The sequence below is a fragment of the Streptococcus sp. OMI750 genome (genome assembly GCF_047463895.1).
Taxonomy (GTDB): Bacteria; Bacillota; Bacilli; order Lactobacillales; family Streptococcaceae; genus Streptococcus.
On the sequence record NZ_JASHCZ010000005.1, the window covers coordinates 39656 to 57004 of the forward strand.

The following is a 17349-nucleotide window of genomic DNA, read 5'->3' on the forward strand; positions in this document are numbered from 1 at the left end:
AGATCCCTACCGTGTCAAACCAACCAATTACTGATATGATCGAGGCGATTGAGCGCTTCGCCCAACTGCAACCAGACTATCCTGTCTACAATGTCCTTGGAGAAGAGCATACCTATGGCCAATTGAAGGCAGACTCAGATAGCTTAGCAGCTCACATTGACCAAATGGGACTTCCTGAAAAGTCACCGGTTGTGGTCTTTGGTGGCCAAGAATATGAAATGTTGGCAACCTTTGTGGCCTTGACCAAATCTGGCCATGCCTATATCCCAATTGATAGCCATTCTGCTTTGGAGCGCGTGTCTGCCATTCTTGAAGTGGCTGAGCCAAGCTTAATTATCGCCATCAATGAGTTCCCAATTGAAGACCCAGCTGCTCCAATCATGTCCTTGGAGCAAGTGCGTGAAGCTTATGCGGCTCAGCATGCTTATGATTTGCAACATCCAGTCAAAGGGGATGATAACTACTACATCATCTTTACCTCTGGAACAACTGGAAAACCAAAAGGGGTGCAAATTTCGCATGATAACTTGCTCAGCTTCACCAACTGGATGATTACGGACAAGGAATTTGCAACGCCAGAGCGTCCGCAAATGTTGGCGCAACCACCCTATTCCTTTGACTTGTCTGTCATGTATTGGGCACCGACCTTGGCTCTTGGAGGAACACTTTTTGCCCTTCCATCAGCCATCACTCAAGACTTTAAACAACTCTTTGCGACCATCTTTTCACTTCCGATTGCTATCTGGACTTCGACGCCATCTTTTGCAGATATGGCCATGCTGTCTGAAGATTTCAATGCTGAAAAGATGCCAGGAATCACCCATTTCTACTTTGATGGGGAAGAGTTGACCGTGAAAACAGCTCAGAAATTGCGCGAGCGTTTCCCAAATGCACGCATCATCAATGCCTACGGCCCAACGGAAGCAACTGTAGCTCTTTCAGCTGTAGCCGTAACAGATGAGATGTTAGCGACTCTTAAACGCTTGCCAATCGGCTATACCAAAGAAGATTCTCCAACCTTCATCATTGATGAGGCAGGCAATAAATTACCAAATGGAGAGCAAGGGGAAATCATCGTATCTGGACCAGCCGTTTCAAAGGGTTATATGAATAATCCAGAGAAGACAGCAGAAGCCTTCTTCGAATTTGAAGGTCTTCCAGCCTATCATACGGGAGATGTTGGAACCATGACAGATGAAGGCCTCCTTCTCTATGGTGGACGGATGGATTTCCAAATCAAGTTTAACGGCTACCGTATTGAGCTTGAAGATGTTTCTCAAAACTTGAACAAATCTCAGTACATCGACTCGGCTGTTGCAGTACCGCGCTACAACAAAGATCACAAGGTTCAAAATCTCTTGGCCTATGTTATCTTAAAAGAGGGTGTCAAGGAACAGTTTGAGCGAGAAATTGATATCACGAAAGCCATTAAGGAAGATTTGGAGCACATCATGATGTCTTATATGATGCCCTCAAAATTCCTCTACCGTGACAGCTTGCCGCTAACTCCAAATGGGAAAATCGACATCAAAGGGTTGATTAGCGAGGTTAACAACCGATGATCGAGTTTTTGAAACAGCTCCCTCATTTAGAACACTATGGAACACCGATCTATTTTATCTACCTTATTCTAGCTTTTTTGCCGATCTTTGTGGGTCTCTTCTTCAAAAAGAGATTTCCAATATATGAAGGACTTGTGAGCCTGATCTTTATCATTTTGATGCTGACTGGTTCGAATCTCAAGCAAATTTATGCCTTACTCTTTTACGTAGTCTGGCAAATCTTGATTGTCTATTCCTACAAGTTTTATCGTCAGAAGGCGGACAATAAGTGGGTTTTCTATCTTCATTCCTTCTTATCTGTCTTGCCCCTGATCTTTGTAAAGGTAGAGCCAGCGATCAAAAATGGGCACCAATCCTTGTTTGGATTTTTAGGTATTTCTTATTTAACCTTTCGAGCTGTCGGGATGATTATCGAAATGCGTGATGGTGTTTTGAAAGAATTCACTTTCTGGGAATTCTTGCGATTCATGCTCTTTATGCCCACCTTCTCAAGTGGGCCGATCGATCGTTTCAAGCGTTTTAATGAGGATTATAGAGCCATTCCTGAGCGCGAAGAATTATTGGATATGTTGGAGCAAGCTGTTAAGTACATCATGTATGGCTTCCTTTATAAATTTATCCTAGCTCATATTTTTGGCCACTTATTATTAGGTCATGTGCAGACCTATGCCTTGTCTCAAGGTGGATTCTTCAACATCGGAACGCTGGGAGTCATGTATGTTTATGGCTTGGATCTCTTCTTTGACTTTGCAGGGTATTCCATGTTTGCTTTAGCGGCTTCCAATTTGATGGGGATTAAAAGTCCTATCAACTTTGACCGTCCTTTTAAATCACGTGATTTAAAGGAATTCTGGAATCGCTGGCATATGAGTTTATCTTTCTGGTTCCGTGATTTCGTCTTTATGCGTCTCGTAATGGTACTGATGCGCAATAAAGTCTTCAAGAGCCGGATTACCACCTCAAATGTTGCCTACATTATCAATATGTTGGTCATGGGCTTCTGGCATGGAGTGACTTGGTACTACATCGCTTATGGTCTCTTCCATGGACTTGGACTGGTCATCAATGATGCTTGGATTCGCAAGAAAAAGACCATCAATAAAGAAAGAAAAGCAAAAGGATTGGATCCGATCCCGGATAATCGTTGGACCAAGGCTTTGGGGATCTTTATCACCTTTAACACAGTGATGCTGTCCTTCCTGATTTTCTCAGGATTCTTGGATCAACAATGGTTTCCAAAATTGAAATAAAAGGAGAATAGAAAAATGGATGTAAAATCACAAGTAATTGAAATTATTGACGAATTGTTTATGGAAGATGTCTCAGACATGATGGATGAAGACCTCTTTGATGCGGGTGTCCTTGATAGTATGGGAACAGTGGAATTGATTGTGGAATTGGAAAATCGCTTTGGCATCCGTGTTCCTGTATCTGAATTTGGACGCGATGATTGGAACACTGCCAACAAGATCGTAGAAGGTGTAACGGAGCTTCAGAATGCTTAAGCGTTTATGGCTGATTTTGGGGCCTGTCTTTTGCGCCCTCCTTATGGTAGCAGCCTTACTGTTCTTTTATCCAATCAATCATAAACACGACTATACAGAAGAGAAAAAAGCTGCGGTTAGTCTCAATGCAGAAGGCTTCAAGAGTCGTACAAAGAAACAAGAAGCACTTTCTGATCCACGGCATCGCTTTGTTCCTTATTTCGGCTCAAGTGAGTGGTTGCGTTTTGATGTGGTGCATCCAGCAGTTTTGGCTGAAAAATATGACCGTAATTACAGACCCTACTTTTTAGGAGAACGTGGTGCGGCTTCTTTGAACCAGTATTTTGGAATGCAACAGATTTTGCCAGAACTCAAGGACAATACAGCTGTTTATGTGGTTTCTCCGCAATGGTTTACCAAGAAGGGCTATGATTCCTCTGCCTTTCAACAATTCTTTAATAGCGATCAGTTGAATAGCTTTATTGCCAATCACCAACAGGATGCTGCATCCCAGTATGCTGCGAAACGCCTCTTGCAACAGTATCCAAATGTCGCCTTTCAAAGTATTGTGACCAATATTTCTCAAGGAAAGAAAATTTCAGGATTTGATCAGTCTTTGAACCAGCTTGTTTCCCATCTTGTTCAGCGCGAAGATGCCTTATTTAGCAATCTTGCCACTCGTACAAACGGGAATTATGATAAGAAGGTCAAAAAACGTCTACAAGATTTGCCAGACCAATTCTCATATGAGAAATTGGAGGAAATTGCAACGGCTGAAGCAAAAGTCAAAACCAATAACAACGACCTTGGCATCAGCAATCATTTTTACAATACCCGTTTAAAAATGAAGTTGAAGAAACTAAAAGGTTTCCAAAAGAACGAATCCTATGTCCAATCGCCGGAGTACAATGACTTGCAATTGGTTCTAGACCAGTTTGCTAAATCTCGGACCAATGTCATCTTTGTCATTCCGCCAGTCAATGCCAAATGGATGAAATATACAGGCTTGAGCCAAGAAAAGTATGAACAGGCTGTTCAAAAGATTCGTTACCAATTGGAAAGTCAAGGATTCACCAATATTGCAGACTTTTCTAAAGATGGGGATCAGCCCTACTTTATGGAAGATACGATTCATATGGGATGGAATGGTTGGCTAGCTTTTGATAAAGCGGTTAATCCCTTTGTCACAAAGGCTGAAAAAGCGCCAACTTACCATCTGAATGATCGCTTCTTTAGCAAAGACTGGGCCCAGTATAAAGGGACACCGGATCAATTTAAATAATGCCGGAACAAGGAGGCAGGATCGAATCCTGGCTCCTTGATTTATGAGCTAAAGTGATAGGAAAGTCACAGGAAATCTAGAGAGTTATCCACAAGCTGTGGGAAACTTAGGTGCAAAATGATGAAAACAAGTCCTGATGCTGTTGTATACTCCTATTTTGAGGAGAAAACGGAAGGAAGTTATCCACATTTTTGTGGATAACTTATAGAAAACAGTGGATAAGTCAGAAAAGAATGAAAAAAGGAGAACAGTTGTGAGAAAAATTTGGTTTTACGCGATCGTCCAGGGAATTAGCATTTTTCTAATTGTGGGTGTGATTACCTACATGATCAGAGGGGATTTCTTTTTCCGCTACTTATCCCTTATTTTTGGGTTAGTAGCAGCTGTCTTGCGATTTGGGACGGCGACTTTAATGAAGGTGCTAGCACCCACTCTTTATGATGATCCTAAAAAAGAAGGAAAAGACCTTCATAAAAACTGAATTGCTCAGCTTCTGAAAAAGTTGAGCTAAAGGCCGCTTTCTGCTGGTCTTTATGGTAAAATAGAAGGAAGAATATTAGTTTGGAGATAAATGAGAAATGAAACGTTCAATGTATGCTGGACGTGTTCGTGAAGAACACGTTGGAACTCACATTACTTTGAAAGGATGGGTTAGTCGTCGTCGTGATTTAGGTGGTTTGATCTTTATCGATTTGCGCGACCGCGAAGGAATCATGCAATTGGTGATCAATCCAGAAACAGTTAGTGCAGAAGTGATGGCTACAGCTGAAAGCATCCGTAGTGAATATGTACTAGAAGTAATAGGTCTTGTGGAAGCTCGTGAACAAGCCAACCCAAACTTGCCAACAGGTGCAGTAGAACTTAAGGTGGAAGCTATTACAGTTCTTAATACTGCCAAAACAACTCCGTTTGAAATCAAGGATGGAATTGAAGCCAATGATGACACTCGTCTTCGTTACCGTTACTTAGATCTTCGTCGTCCTGAGATGTTGGAAAATCTCAAACTCCGTGCGAAAGTGACCCATTCGATCCGTAATTATTTAGATGAATTAGAGTTTATTGATGTTGAAACACCGTTTCTTTCTAAATCAACTCCGGAAGGAGCACGTGACTACTTGGTTCCTTCTCGTGTCAACAAGGGGCATTTTTATGCCCTTCCACAAAGTCCTCAGATTACAAAACAATTGTTGATGAATGCCGGTTTTGATCGTTATTATCAAATCGTGAAGTGCTTCCGTGATGAAGATTTACGGGGAGACCGTCAACCTGAGTTTACGCAGGTTGACTTGGAAACTTCTTTCTTGAGTGATCAAGAAATTCAAGATATCACAGAAGGATTGATTGCACGTGTCATGAAAGAAACCAAGGGAATTGAAGTAACACTCCCATTCCCACGCATGAAGTATGATGATGCTATGGCCTTGTATGGTTCAGACAAACCAGATACACGCTTTGAAATGTTACTACAAGACTTGACAGATCTTGTCAAGGGTGTAGACTTCAAAGTCTTCTCAGAAGCTCCTGCAGTCAAGGCGATTGTTGTCAAAGGTGCGGCGGATCAGTATTCTCGTAAAGACATCGATAAGTTGACAGAAGTTGCGAAGCAATACGGTGCAAAAGGTCTTGCTTGGGTGAAATATTCTGAGGGTGCTTTGAACGGTCCTGTTGCGAAGTTCTTGACAGACTTGACAAGTGACTTGACAGATGCTTTACAATTGCAGGAAAAAGATTTGGTTCTCTTTGTTGCAGATACTCTTGAAGTGGCCAATGCAACGCTTGGTGCTTTACGTGTTCGTCTGGCTAAAGAGCTTGACTTGATTGACAACAATCAATACAATTTCTTGTGGGTAGTCGATTGGCCAATGTTTGAATGGTCTGAAGAAGAAGGCCGGTATATGTCTGCCCACCATCCATTTACACTCCCGCAAGCTGAAACGGAGCATGAATTGGAAGGTGATCTTTCAAAAGTTCGTGCTATTGCCTATGATATCGTTTTAAATGGTTATGAATTAGGTGGAGGAAGCCTTCGGATTAATCATAAAGACTTACAAGAACGGATGTTCAAGGCCCTTGGATTTACAGCAGAAGCTGCAAATGAACAATTTGGTTTCTTGTTGGAAGCCATGGATTACGGCTTCCCACCACATGGAGGATTGGCGCTTGGCTTGGATCGTTTGGTTATGCTTCTTGCCGGTGAGGACAATATCCGGGAAGTCATTGCCTTTCCTAAGAATAATAAAGCGACAGACCCAATGACACAAGCTCCATCTGTCGTTTCTGAAAAACAATTAGAAGAGTTACAGCTTCAAGTAGAAGTAGCAGATCAAGAATAGGACAAGATTAAAAAAGGAAAGTCTTGAAATTAGTTGCTCTAAGATTTTCCTTTTCTTCTAATCAATGGATTAAAAATGAAAAAAACTCGCTTTTACAAGATCTTTCGTTATAATATGCGGAGATTAGCATATAACATCAAATTATTGCGCGTGATGAAGAGTATCTCCCGGGAGAAATACGATGAAAAAGTATCGGCGTCCTTGCTGTATGGGTTCCTATCGGCAATTGCTGTCAACTTTTTCTTCCAACCAGGACATGTCTACTCCAGTGGTGCTACAGGACTAGCTCAGATTTTATCTGTCTTAAGTCAACGCTTTATTGGTTTTACGATACCGGTCTCATTAACCTTTTATGCCATTAATATTCCCTTGATGATTGTAGCATGGTATCAAATTGGCCATAAATTTACCATCTTTACTTTTATTACGGTTTCGATGAGTTCCCTCTTTATTCAGCTTGTACCGGTGGTCACTTTGACCAATGATCCGATTATGAATGCTCTATTTGGTGGGGTTGTCATGGGGACAGGAATTGGTTTTGCCCTTCGGAGCAATATCTCCAGTGGGGGAACAGATATTGTCAGTTTGACGATTCGAAAACGCACTGGAAAGAATGTTGGGAGCATCTCCTTTTTTGTCAATGGGACCATCATGTTGATTGCTGGTCTGACGTTTGGTTGGAAGTATGCTCTATACTCTATGATTACCATCTTTGTATCAAGTCGCGTAACAGATGCTGTTTTCACCAAGCAAAAACGCATGCAGGCCATGATCGTGACGAGCCATCCAGATGCTATTGTTGAAAAGATTCATAAAAAATTGAATCGAGGAGCGACGATCATCCACAATGCAGAAGGAACCTATAACCATCAAGAAAAAGCGGTTCTACTGACAGTTATTACGCGTGCAGAGTTTAATGAATTTAAATACATCATGAAAAAAGCTGATCCTCAAGCTTTTATCACCATTTCTGAAAATGTTCATATTATTGGATACTTTTTGGAAACGGAAGAATAAAAACAAGGCCCCCACATGTTGTGGTGGCCTTGTTTTGTTTAACTGGCTTCGTAGAGTAAGATCCAACTATGGGCAGAAAGAGAAAGTTCTTTCCCTTTAGGAATAGGCGTGTGGAGCTTGGCTTGAGGATAGGCAAAAAGCAGTTGACTATCGCTCGCATGTTGATAGGTTATTTCTTGATCACCGATATTGACGAGAATTGTTATTTTCTTGCGATCTTTTTCAATGGTATAGATAAAATGATGATCAGACAACCATTTAAGATCACAGAAGTCTCGAATCTCTAGCCCTTTTCTCAAACGAAGGAGTGGCTGCGATTTTCGATAAGCAATCAATTCTTTAATAAAAGCAATTTCTTCTTGGCAGTTTGAAAGGGCTGTCCAGTCCAATCGGTTGAGATGATCTGGCAGGTTATAGGTGTTGTCTTCGAGCCCTTTTGTGCGATAGAATTCTTGACCAGCATGGATAAACGGCACTCCTTGCGCTAGTAACACTAAATGAAGAGCTAATCGTGAGAGAGCTTTTCTCTCCTCTAGACGAATCTGGTCCTTTTCAATTTGGAAATAATCAAAAACAGTTGCGTTATCATGACATTCGACGTATTGAATGGCTTGTTGGGGTTGGATGAAATGAGCAGGTCCCACCTTTCCGACATTTGCCGTTAGAATATTAGCGAAATCATTGGCTGGATGCTGACTGTCACGACGATGACCTGCTAGGAGTGTTCTCTTAACTGTATCCCGAAAATTATCACTGAAAAAGCCAAAGTCTGGTAATGCTTTTGCGTTGTACTGGTGAGCGAGCTGGTCTTCAGAGAGGCCTGTATCCATCTTCCAACCTTCTCCATAGAGATAGACGTTAGGATAGATTTCACGGAGCTCTTCTGCAATCTCTGTCATGGTTTGAATATCCAAAATCCCCATTAGGTCAAAGCGGAAACCATCAAAGCCGTATAGCTCTACCCATTGTTTGAGGGACTGTTTGATATAACGCCGAACCATAGCGCGTTCACTAGCTACATCATTGCCACAGAAGGTCCCATTGGTTCGTTGGCGGTCTTGGTCATAGCGATAGAAATAGCCTGGGACAATCCGCTCAAAAGCAAATTCATCTGCCTTGTAAACGTGGTTGTAGACGACATCCATGATGACACTGAGGTTGGCTTGGTGATAGGTAGCGATGGTATCTTGAAGCTCCAGGATTCGTGCATAAGGATCGTTGGGATCACTTGCGTAACTTCCTTCAGGAACATTGTATTGGACAGGATCATAGCCCCAGTTGTAGGCTTTCCATTGATCCTCTTCATCGACACTGCCGAAATCATAGACAGGAAGTAGCTGCACGTGCGTGACGCCAAGATGGCGAAGGTAATCAAATCCAAGTGTCTGACCATTGAGTTGAGGAGATTCTGTCAGGGCTGTAAATTTTCCAGGATGTTTAAAACCAGCCTCTTTTTGGACAGAGAAATCACGGACACTCAGTTCATAAATAATGGACTCAGTCGGATCCAATTGTGTCGTTGCTCTCTGAATGGGGCGTTCAATCTTGTGTCGGTCGATGACATAGCTAGCTCCTGAATTGGCTTCAGAAGAAAGAGCATAAGGATCATGAACGATATGGGTTACACCGTTGACCTGATGTTGGTAGTAGTAAGAGACTTTTTCCCAATCTCCCTCGAGTTCTAGACGCCAAACTCCTTTTTCTGTCCGCTCCATCGGGTAGGCAGTTTGGTTAATCAAGAGCTCAACCTCTTGAGAAATGGGAGCCCAGAAGGCAAAGGTCGTTTTTTCTTTTGAGTAATGAGCTCCTAAATCCTCTCCATCATAAGCATATAGCTGATCAAAGATGGGTTGGCGGACAATATCGCGGTAGTGGAGGAGGCAGGTTTCTCCTTTAGCGTTGGAGAGAGTATAGCTTTGACTCATGTCGATGGGAAGGGGGCTTCGAAGAGTTTTTTCTTCCTCTGTCGGTAAGAGTTCAATCGTTTTCGAACCAGACGTCAAGGTAAAAGGAAGAAAGGCCGTTACGCTCTCTCTTCCTTCCATGCGAATCAAGTCTTGGTCATCTAAATAAGCAGCAAAGTGTGTGGTCATAGGTTCTCCTAAAGTTCAATAATCGAGTGTTCAATGAGCTGTCTGTAGCAAACAGTTTTGTTTTCCTTGTTGTCTTTAATAATTTGGAGTAAGGTTCTGACAGATTCGCGTCCCAATTCAACCGTATTGATATCAATATAGGCGTCAATAGGGATCCGCGGTTGAATGGAGTCGAAGGAAATAATCGGAAGTTCGACTTGTTTGTCGCTCAGATATCTCCGAACCCCTTCGGCAACTAGAATATCCGTTGTCATGAGTGCTTCAAGTTCTTCAAAAGGCAGGGTATCCATGATTTGGTAAGAATTTTCTTCCAGCAAGAAACCAAAGGAGAACTTGACCAATTCCTCACGAAGAGGGATCTGGTGGCTGGCAAGAGCTTCTTGGTAGCCCTTGTAGCGGTCTTGAGAAACGGCCAATTCCTTATTTCCTCCAACAAAGGCGATGTGTTGGTATCCCTTATTGATAAAATATTCGGTCGCGTCAAAGGCTGCCTTAACATTGTCGTTATCGACTAAGGATACAAAAGGTGAAGTTGCTTTCCCTAAAATCAAGAAAGGAAATTTATCTTGAATACAGAAGTCAACCAGAGAATCATTCAATTTGGAATAGAGGAAGATGAGCCCATCTACCCGCTTACCATAAATCATTTGTTTGAGTTGATCGAGGCGGTGGGTTTCATTCGCCCCTGTACAAATCTGAATGGCATAGCCATAATCAGAAGCAACCTGACTAATCCCACGTAGGACCGTAGGGAAGAAGGGGTTTTGGAAGAACACATCACTCTCATCAGGCAAGACAAGGGCAATCACCTGACTGGACTGGCTCACTAAGCTACGAGCATTGAGGTTTGGATGGTAATCTAGTTCTTTCATGGCAGAACGAACCCGTTCTTTAGTGGCTTCACTGATGGTAGATTTATTTTGAATCACTCGTGTAACGGTAGATGGTGCAACGCCAGCAAGTTTGGCTACATCTTTGATGGTGACACGCATAAAGGACCTCCCTAAGGTTTGTAATCTGGATCCCGAAAATGAGTCTTATAGAAAGCAAGTGCGAGGAACAAGACAAATAGGATATTTTGGATCAAGACGGTTGTCGTAAAGACTTGGTGGAATACTAAACTGATCAGGACGCTCGCAAGAATAGGCAATCCAAGACAGTTGAGAGTGAAGTTGAAGCATTCTTTGAAGGTCTTGAGAGAGAAGAGACGGGACTTCCGTGTCAAGAAGAGGAAGAAGGAAGCTCCAAATACTAAAATTGCAAAATTTACAGCAGATAAGAAACCTGAGAAGAGGACGAGGAAGAGACTAACTGCCAATCGATTGGCTTGGAACCAATCTTTGGAAATGGCTTGGCTTAAAGCATCTTTGTTTTCAAGACTCTTTTGATTGATTGCCTGATAAGGAATGCTTGCAAGTTCTTTATTTTCTCTGCTGATCACTAGTTTGGTCTTATCGAAATAGAGGGTTAATTTTTCACCTAATGGAGTCCCTTCGTGATGACCAATGATAACATGGCCAGCTTTGTTCTTATGAACTCCAAAATGACTGTTATAGACTAGTTCATGCTGTTCAATACGGACATTTTCTTTCAAGTCTGTCATAACATCCTCTGTTAAGGGATCAAAGACATCGCTAACAAAGGTGGTTAAGGGGTAGGTCTGTAATTCCGCATTTTGAACGGCAACAGGAATCAGGGTCAAGGAAAGAAGAAAGAGTGAGGTAAAGATCATTTGGAACCAGTTGAGTTGTTTGCGGTTCGCAAATGCTTTTCTTACCTGAAAAAGGCTGGAAAAATAATTAAATGGATAGGGCATGAAGAGACCTTTCTAATCTCCGGGATGGATTTCCCTTTTATGGAGAGCATAACAAGATTTTATCCTTAACCAAAGATGGGAGAGAGACCGGTAGCAAATCAATCAACTTGCTATCCTTGTCCCACTCCCATCCTTTCCTTAAAGATAAAATTTATGTGACTGGGAGAAAAGCACGAGAGGAAACTTCGTTCTTTTCATCATTGCTGGAAGGTTATAGAAAAGTTTATTTTATCCTTTATCCCCACCAGCGGTCAAGCCTGAAACAAAGTTCTTTTGAAGGAAGAAGAACAGCACACAGATTGGGACTGCAATCAGAATCGCACCTGCCGCAAAGAAGGCAATCTTTTGATTTTTTTGGTCGCTGATAAAGGTCTGAAGACCAACAGCTACCGTGTAATTGATTTCATCGCGAAGCAAGAATTTAGACAAGATGTAGTCTCCAAAAGGTCCCATGAAGGCCCAAAGAGCTTGGACCGCAATCATTGGACGAACAAGAGGAAGGACGATTTGCCAGAAGCGACGGAAGTGTCCAGCTCCATCCAATTTCGCAGATTCATCGAGGGAAATTGGAACAGTATCAAAGTATCCCTTCATCAACCAGGCATTCATTGGAATACCACCACCAACATAAAGGAAGATCAAGAACCAAGGTTGGTTCAAGGCATTCAGCATCAAAGCCATAACGAAGAAGGCTGTGAGGGCTGCCATGGTTGGGACCATTTGAATAATCAAGAAGAAGACCAAACTTTGTTTACGCGCCAAGAAATTGTAACGGCTGTATGCGTAACCTGCGAAGGTAACGATACTTGTTTGTACAATCATGGTGATAATGGCGATAACCAAGGTGTTCATATACCAAGTGCCATAATGGGTTTCAGAGAAAAGTTTTGAGAAGTTATCAAAACTAAGATTGCCACTAAAATCAAGTGTAAAGGCACTGACATTCCCTGATTTGAAGGCTGATAGAACCGTAATCAACAATGGATAAATGATAACGATTGAAAGAACCACCATGTACAGGTAAGTCAAGAAATGATTGAGGCGGCGTTTAAATTGAACTGAATTTTTCATTTTATACATCCTCCATATCAAATGCATGTAGTTTCTTGAAGGCAACCATAGAGATTGAGATCACAATCACAGAGATAATCAAGGTTACCGCTGCAGCCATTGAATATTGAGGAGAAGAATTGGTTGTCAACTTGTAGATCCATGAGATCAAGATATCTGTAGATCCGGCGTTTCCTCCGACAGAACCAGGTCCCCCATCGTTAAACAAGTAAATGATGGAGAAGTTATTAAAGTTGAAGGTATATTGACTGATCAAAGTTGGAGCTGCAACAGCCATAATCATTGGGAAAGTGATGCTGCGGAATTTTTGCCAACCGTTGGCACCATCAATATAAGCAGCTTCGTAAAGATCGTTTGGAATAGATTGAAGAATCCCTAAAGTCAGGACGTAGATGTAAGGGAAGCCGAGCCAACCTTGCATCATAATCAAAGCAATTTTTGTCCAGGTAGGATCTGTTTTCCAAGGAATCAAAACGCCATCTAAGAATGGGAAGATCTTCGCAAACAATGGGATAACTTGTGCATTGATAGCACCGACACTATCGTTAAACATATTTGAGAAAGTTAGGATAGTGATGAAGGCTGGAACAGCCCAAGGAAGCAAGAAGATAACCCCAAAGATTCGTTTTCCTTTTACGAATGGTTGGTTTGCAACAATAGCGGTCAAGATACCGAGTACGATTTGAAGAGTAGAAGCTGCGAGGGCCCAAATCAAGGTCCAGCCAAGAACCGATGTAAAGGCTGAGCGGAAGGTACTCAAGGTCCACATATTAGTGAAGTTTTGGAACCCGATCCAATCAAGCAAGGTTGTTGGAGCGGTATGTTTGAAGTCGTAGTTGGTAAAGGCGATCATCAAAGTTACTAAAACTGGGAAGATAATCGCAAATGTCATAGCAATGTATGAAGGAATAATCAATAAATATGGGAAGCCATTTTCATAGATGGCTTGAACCATTTCTTTCAAGGTTTTTGGAACGGCAATCCCGTTGTTGATGCGTTTAGCAACTGTTCCAGCATCCTTAATATTTAAGGCATAAAATAGGAAGTAAACAACAGTGATGATCAAGTGGAAGGCGCCACGAATCAAGATAAAGAGAGAATTATCTTGTCCACGGACGGTTCCAAGTGTAACCAATTTCGCTAATTCTCCAGCTCCAATTCCTAGGAAATAGGCGAGAAAGAGAATGGTTACGGCAAGAAAAATATAGCCTTTGGTTTTTTGTTTGTTATAAATTTGCCCAAGACCCGGGATCAAAGAGAGCCACATAGCCTTTTTAGGGTTTTGTTCTGTAGTCATTCAAATCTCCTTATAATGTCCTTGCTAGAGAGCAAGAAGACAAGTCAGACAGTAAGTTGTGCTTGAAAATTGAACATAAGAGGTTGGGACTTTGTCTCCAACCTCTTACTCACACCTAAAAACTGTCTTATTTGCTACCGAATTTTTGTTCGATGGTTTCTTTAATCAATTTCACTGCATCGTCAGCAGATGCTTTTGCAGATTTTTTACCACTTACAGCATCGAAAAGCATAGTAGCAGCTGGATCCCAAACAGCACTCATTTCTGAGATATTTGGCATTGGTTGAGCATTCTTGAATTGATCAACAACGGCAGTTGTCAATTCATCGTTTTTGCTAACCGCATATTTACGAGCTTCTGTGTTGGCAGGAACTTCATTGGTCTTGTCAAACAAAGCTTTTTGTTGGTCAGTACTTGTCAAGAAGTCAATGAATTTTTGAGCGCCATCAAGGTTTTTCGCACCTGCAGGGATAACCCAAGCTTTACCACCACCAAAGGCAGAGTATTGTTTTCCGTTTGGAAGAGTTGGAATCGTTGCGACACCGTAGTTTACTTTAGCTTCTTTCAATGAAGCAGCTTTCCAAGGACCATCGATGATAGCAGCTGTTTTACCTTCTTGGAATTGTGTTTGGATGAAGTTAGCAGCAGCTTTTGTATCTTGCAAACCTTTTGGCCATTTAGCATACCAAGTTTTTGCATATTCGATACCATCGATAGAACCTTGGTTGTTCAATCCAATATCTTTAGGATCTGTACCGTCTTTACCAAACACATAACCGCCGTTACCTGAAAGTAAACCGTAAGTGTAGTAGAAGTTTGTCCAGTCAGCTAAGAAGGCAGTTGTTTTACCAGGTTCGCTAGCGAAGTCGTACTTGCTATCTTTTGCAAGATTTTCAAGATCACCAAATGTTTTTGGAGCTTCGCTTACAAGATCTTTGTTATAGTAGAGAACCAATGTTTCGATGACAGCAGGTGCACCGTAAACTTTACCACCGTTTGTTACAAGAGCTTCAGTTGTTTTATCTGTATGGCTATCTTTGTTTAATGTCACTTCAGCCAATTGACCATCGCTACCAAGACCACCTACACGGTCGTATGGAGCCATCATTACGTCTGGAGCTTTTTTAGATTGGTTATCAAGAGAAAGGTTATCCAATCCACCAAGAGCATCACCAGTCTTGATGTTAATTTTTACGCCATTTTCTTTTTCAAAAGCTTTTGCAGCTTCTTCAACATAAGATTTGTAGCCTTTGTCTACATAGACGTTGATTTCTTTACTTGCCTCAGAAGAACCTGATGAGTTATTGCTACAAGCAGCAAGTAAGAAGCCGGCAAAACCAACTGTACCAAGTACAGCAGCACTACGTAAAATTGTACGTTTCATGATTTATTCCTCCTAAAGAATAAAAAAAGATAATAATTAGAAACCGTTTTAGACAAACGTTTTCCTAAAACGTCTTAAGTATATCACAAGGCGAAAACGTTTGCAAGTAGTTTTAAACAATTTTTTTAAAAATATTTTAATTCTAAACTTTCTTCTATAAAAACCGCTAATTCATTGACATTGCTAATAATAAATACTAAACTAGTGATAAGGGGCTTTTTTAAAAAAGATATAAAGTTTTTTAAGAAACCCCTTGCAGAAAATATGGAAAAAGTTTATAATGACATGGTACGCAAACGTTTTCGCAAAAATTGCGTAAACTGAGTTGCGCCTGTTCGATTTTAACAAAGAGTAGAGCCGCTTGAGAGCTGGATACGACTCTGCAACGATACCCATACCGTGCACCGAATCGCAGGCTTCAAAGAAATAAAAAGAGGTGGTAACCCATGAAAAAACGTCAAAGTGGTGTTTTGATGCACATTTCTTCCCTTCCTGGACAATACGGAATCGGATCATTCGGTCAATCAGCATATGATTTTGTTGATTTCCTCGTTCGGACCAAGCAACGTTACTGGCAAATCTTGCCGCTTGGTACAACTAGTTATGGAGATTCTCCATACCAATCTTTCTCAGCTTTTGCTGGGAACACTCATTTTATTGATTTCGATCTTTTGATCGAGCAAGGTTTGTTGACAGAAGCAGACCTTAAAGGAGTGGACTTTGGTCAAGATCCTACTCAAGTGGATTATGCAAAGGTTTTCGAACAACGTCGTCCCTTGCTTGAAAAAGCAGTTGCGAATTTCTTAAAATCAAGTGATCAAAAAGAATTCCAAGAATTTTGTGAAGCCAATGCTTCTTGGTTGGAGCTCTTCGCAGAATACATGGCTATTAAAGAACACTTTGATTTGAAAGCTTGGACAGAGTGGCCAGATGCAGCTATTCGTGCGCGTGAGCCAAAAGCTTTGGCTAAATACCGTGAAGAATTGGCTGATAAATTGACTTACCATCGTGTAACTCAATTCTTCTTCTTCCAACAATGGTTGGCCTTGAAAGCTTATGCCAACGACCACCACATTGAAATTGTGGGAGATATGCCAATCTATGTAGCGGAAGATTCAAGTGACATGTGGGCTAATCCTCATCTCTTCAAAACAGATGAAAACGGAAAAGCAACTTGCATTGCAGGATGCCCGCCAGATGAGTTCTCAGCAACTGGTCAACTTTGGGGGAACCCAATCTATGACTGGGAAGCAATGGACAAAGATGGCTACCAATGGTGGATTGAACGCTTGCGTGAAAGCTTCAAGATCTATGACATCGTTCGGATCGACCACTTCCGTGGTTTCGAATCATACTGGGAAATCCCTGCTGGTTCTGAAACTGCAGCACCAGGTAAATGGGTCAAAGGTCCTGGCTACAAACTCTTTGCAGCCGTGAAGGAAGAACTCGGTGATTTGAACATCATCGCTGAGGACCTTGGCTTCATGACAGACGAAGTCATCGAACTTCGTGAACGCACTGGCTTCCCAGGAATGAAGATTCTTCAATTTGCCTTCAATCCTGACGATGAAAGTATCGATAGCCCTCACTTGGCACCAAACAACTCTGTGATGTACACTGGAACACATGATAACAACACAGTTCTTGGATGGTACCGCAATGAAATCGACGATCCAACTCGTGAGTATCTTGCTCGTTATACCAACCGGAAAGAGTACGAATCTGTACCGCATGCTATGCTTCGCACCGTCTTTGCTTCCGTCAGCTTCATGGCGATTGCTACGATGCAAGACTTGCTTGAGTTAGATGGCTCAGCTCGGATGAACTTCCCATCTACTCTCGGTGGTAACTGGTCATGGCGCATGACAGCGGATCAATTGACTCCAGCGGTCGAGCAAGAATTGCTTGATTTCACAACGATCTATCGTCGTGAAAACAAAGACTTGAAAAAAGAAGTAAAGAAAGCAGAAAAATAATCTTTCCCCCTATTAAAATTGTTGAAACAAAGGA

General features: G+C 41.8%; 14 protein-coding genes. 8 read left to right on the forward strand and 6 right to left on the reverse strand.

Annotation, left to right across the window (positions count from 1 at the left end):
* Window positions 1–11 precede the first annotated feature (11 nt).
* The 7 genes from dltA to QM830_RS08980 all read left to right on the forward strand — a co-directional run bounded on the left by dltA (window position 12) and on the right by QM830_RS08980 (window position 7678).
* Complete coding sequence (gene dltA, locus QM830_RS08950) at window positions 12–1562, forward strand: D-alanine--poly(phosphoribitol) ligase subunit DltA (protein WP_414326564.1); 1551 nt, start codon at window positions 12–14, stop codon at window positions 1560–1562.
* Window positions 1559–2812 (forward strand): D-alanyl-lipoteichoic acid biosynthesis protein DltB, encoded by a 1254-nt coding sequence (gene dltB, locus QM830_RS08955; RefSeq protein ID WP_414326566.1) that lies wholly within the window; start codon window positions 1559–1561, stop codon window positions 2810–2812. Before dltA ends, dltB begins: the two co-directional genes overlap by 4 nt.
* Before the next feature lie 15 nt (window positions 2813–2827).
* On the forward strand, window positions 2828–3067 hold the full coding sequence (dltC, locus tag QM830_RS08960) for a D-alanine--poly(phosphoribitol) ligase subunit DltC (protein WP_003002265.1): 240 nt from the start codon (window positions 2828–2830) through the stop codon (window positions 3065–3067).
* Window positions 3060–4328, forward strand: a complete 1269-nt coding sequence (dltD, locus tag QM830_RS08965; protein WP_414326568.1) for a D-alanyl-lipoteichoic acid biosynthesis protein DltD — start codon at window positions 3060–3062, stop codon at window positions 4326–4328. Before dltC ends, dltD begins: the two co-directional genes overlap by 8 nt.
* A gap of 253 nt (window positions 4329–4581) precedes the next feature.
* A complete protein-coding gene (locus tag QM830_RS08970) occupies window positions 4582–4809 on the forward strand; it encodes a hypothetical protein (protein WP_414326569.1) in 228 nt (75 codons plus the stop codon).
* A 97-nt stretch (window positions 4810–4906) separates the two neighbouring features.
* Window positions 4907–6661, forward strand: a complete 1755-nt coding sequence (gene aspS, locus QM830_RS08975) for an aspartate--tRNA ligase (protein WP_414326571.1) — start codon at window positions 4907–4909, stop codon at window positions 6659–6661.
* Between the two features lie 75 nt (window positions 6662–6736).
* Window positions 6737–7678 (forward strand): YitT family protein, encoded by a 942-nt coding sequence (locus tag QM830_RS08980; protein ID WP_009731890.1) that lies wholly within the window; start codon window positions 6737–6739, stop codon window positions 7676–7678.
* 38 nt (window positions 7679–7716) lie between these two features.
* Here QM830_RS08980 and pulA read toward each other — a convergent pair whose 3' ends face one another.
* The 6 genes from pulA to QM830_RS09010 all read right to left on the reverse strand — a co-directional run bounded on the left by pulA (window position 7717) and on the right by QM830_RS09010 (window position 15339).
* Window positions 7717–9771, reverse strand: a complete 2055-nt coding sequence (gene pulA, locus QM830_RS08985; RefSeq protein WP_414326573.1) for a type I pullulanase — start codon at window positions 9769–9771, stop codon at window positions 7717–7719.
* A gap of 8 nt (window positions 9772–9779) precedes the next feature.
* Window positions 9780–10763 (reverse strand): LacI family DNA-binding transcriptional regulator, encoded by a 984-nt coding sequence (locus tag QM830_RS08990; protein ID WP_414326575.1) that lies wholly within the window; start codon window positions 10761–10763, stop codon window positions 9780–9782.
* A gap of 11 nt (window positions 10764–10774) precedes the next feature.
* Window positions 10775–11587, reverse strand: coding sequence for a DUF1189 domain-containing protein (locus tag QM830_RS08995; RefSeq protein ID WP_414326577.1), 813 nt, complete (start codon window positions 11585–11587; stop codon window positions 10775–10777).
* 228 nt (window positions 11588–11815) lie between these two features.
* Window positions 11816–12658: a sugar ABC transporter permease gene (locus QM830_RS09000; protein WP_414326579.1), complete on the reverse strand. Its 843-nt coding sequence runs from the start codon at window positions 12656–12658 to the stop codon at window positions 11816–11818.
* 1 nt (window position 12659) lies between these two features.
* Window positions 12660–13955 carry a sugar ABC transporter permease gene (locus QM830_RS09005; RefSeq protein ID WP_023919930.1) on the reverse strand — a complete coding sequence of 432 codons (1296 nt, stop codon included), beginning with the start codon at window positions 13953–13955 and terminating at the stop codon, window positions 12660–12662.
* Between the two features lie 127 nt (window positions 13956–14082).
* On the reverse strand, window positions 14083–15339 hold the full coding sequence (locus QM830_RS09010; RefSeq protein WP_023919928.1) for an extracellular solute-binding protein: 1257 nt from the start codon (window positions 15337–15339) through the stop codon (window positions 14083–14085).
* Between the two features lie 446 nt (window positions 15340–15785).
* Here QM830_RS09010 and malQ point away from each other — a divergent pair, with 446 nt between their 5' ends.
* Complete coding sequence (gene malQ / locus QM830_RS09015; protein ID WP_049474154.1) at window positions 15786–17315, forward strand: 4-alpha-glucanotransferase; 1530 nt, start codon at window positions 15786–15788, stop codon at window positions 17313–17315.
* The last annotated feature ends 34 nt before the right edge of the window (window positions 17316–17349 follow it).

Excerpts from the sequence above, each read along its gene's own strand:
- QM830_RS09010 (WP_023919928.1), bottom strand. The coding sequence starts at position 15,339 with ATGAAACGTACAATTTTACGTAGTGCTGCTGTACTTGGTACAGTTGGT.
- dltD (WP_414326568.1), top strand. The coding sequence starts at position 3,060 with ATGCTTAAGCGTTTATGGCTGATTTTGGGGCCTGTCTTTTGCGCCCTC.
- dltC (WP_003002265.1), top strand. The coding sequence starts at position 2,828 with ATGGATGTAAAATCACAAGTAATTGAAATTATTGACGAATTGTTTATG.
- QM830_RS08995 (WP_414326577.1), bottom strand. The coding sequence starts at position 11,587 with ATGCCCTATCCATTTAATTATTTTTCCAGCCTTTTTCAGGTAAGAAAA.
- malQ (WP_049474154.1), top strand. The coding sequence starts at position 15,786 with ATGAAAAAACGTCAAAGTGGTGTTTTGATGCACATTTCTTCCCTTCCT.
- pulA (WP_414326573.1), bottom strand. The coding sequence starts at position 9,771 with ATGACCACACACTTTGCTGCTTATTTAGATGACCAAGACTTGATTCGC.
- dltB (WP_414326566.1), top strand. The coding sequence starts at position 1,559 with ATGATCGAGTTTTTGAAACAGCTCCCTCATTTAGAACACTATGGAACA.
- QM830_RS09005 (WP_023919930.1), bottom strand. The coding sequence starts at position 13,955 with ATGACTACAGAACAAAACCCTAAAAAGGCTATGTGGCTCTCTTTGATC.
- QM830_RS08980 (WP_009731890.1), top strand. The coding sequence starts at position 6,737 with ATGAAAAAAACTCGCTTTTACAAGATCTTTCGTTATAATATGCGGAGA.
- aspS (WP_414326571.1), top strand. The coding sequence starts at position 4,907 with ATGAAACGTTCAATGTATGCTGGACGTGTTCGTGAAGAACACGTTGGA.
- QM830_RS09000 (WP_414326579.1), bottom strand. The coding sequence starts at position 12,658 with ATGAAAAATTCAGTTCAATTTAAACGCCGCCTCAATCATTTCTTGACT.
- QM830_RS08990 (WP_414326575.1), bottom strand. The coding sequence starts at position 10,763 with ATGCGTGTCACCATCAAAGATGTAGCCAAACTTGCTGGCGTTGCACCA.